Raw genomic sequence first — 2,672 nt, 5'->3', positions numbered from 1 at the left:
TTGGCCGGTCGGTGGTCGTCGGCACGGCGGTGAGCGCCCCGGGCGGGATCAGGCGGGCAGCAGCGCCGCGAGCTCCTCGGCGGCCTCGTCCCCGTAGGCCGCGGCGAGTCGCCGGCGCGCGGCGGCGGGGTCGATGCTCCACTCCTGGGTGCCGGTGGTCTCCAGCACGTGGGTCGCGATGAGAGCACCGAACTGGGCCGAACGCTCCAGCGAGAGGCCGTCGACCACACCGGTGAGGAATCCGGCGCGGAACGCGTCGCCGACGCCCGTGGGGTCGAGCAGGTTGTCCGAGGGCACGATGCCCACCTCGAGGGGCTCGGCGCCCTTCTCCACGATCACCACGCTCTTTCCTCCGCGGGTGGTGATGCGGGTACCGACCTTGTCGTCCAGCTCCTCGGCCGTCCACCCGGTCTTGTTCAGCAGGAGTTCGTACTCGTACTCGTTGGTGAACAGGTACCGGGCGCCGTCGACCAGCGCTGCGGCCGCCTCACCGTCGAGGAACGCCAGCTGCTGGGAGGGGTCGGCCGCGAAGTCGAGCCCGAGCTCGCGGCACTCCGCCGTGTGGGAGTTCATCGCGGTCGGGTCGTTGGCGCCGATGAGCACGATCTCGGGCCGACCGATGCGGTCGACCAGGCGGGCCAGGGAGATGGTGGCCGCCTCACCCATCGCGCCGGGGTAGAACGAGGCGAGCTGGGCCATGTCCGAGTCGGTGGTGCACACGAACCGTGCGGTGTGCAGGGCGGAGCTGATGTGGACCGCCGAGGTGTCCACGCCGTGCCTCTCCAGCCAGTCGCGGTACTCGGCGAAGTCCTCACCCGCGGCGCCCACCAGATGGGGACGACGGCCGAGCACGCCGAGCGCGAACGCGATGTTGCCACCCACTCCGCCGCGGCGGATCTGGAGGGAGTCCACCAGGAAGCTCAGCGACACGTGGGCGAGCTGGTCCGGCAGGAGCTGCTCGGAGAACCGACCCGAGAAGGTCATGAGGTGGTCGGTGGCGATGGAACCCGTGATGACTACTGACATGCTCCAGACAGTAGACGACCCGGGCCGACCAGCGATCGGCCCGGGTCGTCAGTGCCCGGCTGGACTCAGTTGAACGAGTCGCCGCAGGCGCACGAGCCGGTGGCCTGGGGGTTGTCGATGGTGAAGCCCTGCTTCTCGATGGTGTCGACGAAGTCGATCGACGCACCGGTCAGGTAGGGCACGCTCATCCGGTCGACGGCGAGCTTGATGCCACCGAAGTCGTCCACGACGTCGCCGTCGAGCGAGCGGTCGTCGAAGAAGAGCTGGTACCGCAGGCCGGCACAACCACCGGGCTGGACGGCGATGCGCAGGGCCAGATCGTCGCGACCTTCCTGGTCGAGGAGTGCCTTGGCCTTCGAGGCGGCGGCGTCGGTGAGCAGCACACCGGTGGCGGTGGTCTCCGTGGCGGTGTTCTCCGCAGTGGTCATGTCGGTTCTCCTTGCGATCCGAGAGGGTCTTCGGTGGCGTCCTACGGTGGTGCAACGCCCACCGGGGAGCTCTCTATTCCCCGGACGCCGCGTCGCCTGACACGATACGCCTGCGAGGAGTGACGGGTGAATGTCCTCGGCGGGGATCGATCGCCTAGCCTGGGTATGTGAAGTTGCGCGCATTCGGCTCCAGTAAAGACGACCCCGGCAAGGGCTCCGCAGGTACCGACACCGGGCCGGAGTCCTCCCCGGGCACGGATCCGGGGCCTGCAGGGGACGCCCGTCGGCCCGCGGGCAAGGGCAAGCCCACCCCCAAGCGGCGGGACCAGGAGCGCGCGCGCGGCCTGCGGACGGGTCCCGTCACGGCGCCGGTCACCCGTAAGGAGGCCAAGGAGCGCCGGAAGGCCGCCGAGGCCAGCATGACCAAGGACGAGCGCAAGGCCGCCCGGGCCGAGCAGCGTACCGCCCGTGAGGAGCGCCGCCAGCTCATGATGGCCGGCGACGACCGTTACGTGCTCTCGCGGGACCGCGGCGAGGTCCGTCGCTTCGCCCGCGACTGGGTGGACACCCACCGGCGCCTGATCAACTTCTTCATGCCGCTCGCGCTGTTCGTGATCATCTTCCAGCTGATCCCCAACCCGGAACTGATGTTCTACAGCCAGAACCTGTTCCTCATCCTGATCGTCGTGGTGGTGGTGGACGGAATCCTCCTCGGACGCAAGGTCAACCGGGTCGTCCGCGATCGGTTCCCGGACACCGAGGACACCGGGTTCGGCATGGGGTGGTACGCGGTGATGCGGGCGACGCAGCCGCGGATGCTCCGCACCCCGCGCCCCCGGGTACGCCCGGGCGACTCCATCTGACCTGATCACCAGCTGACCTGCTCGACAGCTGACCTGACCGACGATCCACGGAAAGGCCCGGAACGCCATGCGCCTGCTCGTCCTCGGCGGCACCCGATCGGGCAAGTCCGCCCACGCCGAATCGGTGGCCGCGGCCACCGGCGCGGACGTGGTGTACGTGGCCACCGCGCGACCGGACCACGACGACGCCGAGATGACCGCCCGGATCGCCGTGCACCGGGACCGCAGGCCCGCCGGGTGGTCCACCGAGGAGACCGACGAGATCCCGCGGGTACTCGCCGATCACCCGGACGACACGGTCCTCGTCGACGATCTCGGGGGCTGGCTCACCCGCCGAATGGACGCCACGCTCGGG

General features: G+C 69.9%; 4 protein-coding genes. 2 read left to right on the top strand and 2 right to left on the bottom strand.

The features are described 5' to 3' along the window. Positions 1–48 precede the first annotated feature (48 nt). Both G6018_RS15255 and G6018_RS15250 read right to left on the bottom strand, forming a co-directional pair. Positions 49–1,026: a carbohydrate kinase family protein gene (locus G6018_RS15255; RefSeq protein ID WP_182610028.1), complete on the bottom strand. Its 978-nt coding sequence runs from the start codon at positions 1,024–1,026 to the stop codon at positions 49–51. Between the two features lie 65 nt (positions 1,027–1,091). Further along, positions 1,092–1,454, bottom strand: a complete 363-nt coding sequence (locus tag G6018_RS15250) for an iron-sulfur cluster assembly accessory protein (RefSeq protein WP_107756186.1) — start codon at positions 1,452–1,454, stop codon at positions 1,092–1,094. A 167-nt stretch (positions 1,455–1,621) separates the two neighbouring features. Here G6018_RS15250 and G6018_RS15245 point away from each other — a divergent pair, with 167 nt between their 5' ends. Together G6018_RS15245 and G6018_RS15240 are read left to right on the top strand one after the other, a co-directional pair. Continuing rightward, the gene (locus G6018_RS15245) at positions 1,622–2,317 is read left to right on the top strand and encodes a DUF3043 domain-containing protein (RefSeq protein ID WP_182640071.1); all 696 of its coding nucleotides are present in this window, start codon (positions 1,622–1,624) and stop codon (positions 2,315–2,317) included. Between the two features lie 67 nt (positions 2,318–2,384). Beyond that, the coding region (locus G6018_RS15240) for a bifunctional adenosylcobinamide kinase/adenosylcobinamide-phosphate guanylyltransferase (RefSeq protein ID WP_182640070.1) at positions 2,385–2,672 on the top strand (288 nt) is incomplete at its 3' end.

Source organism: Dietzia sp. DQ11-44 (genome assembly GCF_014145205.1).
Taxonomy (GTDB): domain Bacteria; phylum Actinomycetota; class Actinomycetes; order Mycobacteriales; family Mycobacteriaceae; genus Dietzia; species Dietzia natronolimnaea.
Note: the sequence above shows the minus strand (reverse complement) of the source record. Positions and strands in the feature narration are given on the sequence as shown.

Bases quoted from the DNA above. Each gene is read 5' to 3' on its own strand.
- G6018_RS15250 (WP_107756186.1), bottom strand. From the start codon at position 1,454: ATGACCACTGCGGAGAACACCGCCACGGAGACCACCGCCACCGGTGTG.
- G6018_RS15255 (WP_182610028.1), bottom strand. From the start codon at position 1,026: ATGTCAGTAGTCATCACGGGTTCCATCGCCACCGACCACCTCATGACC.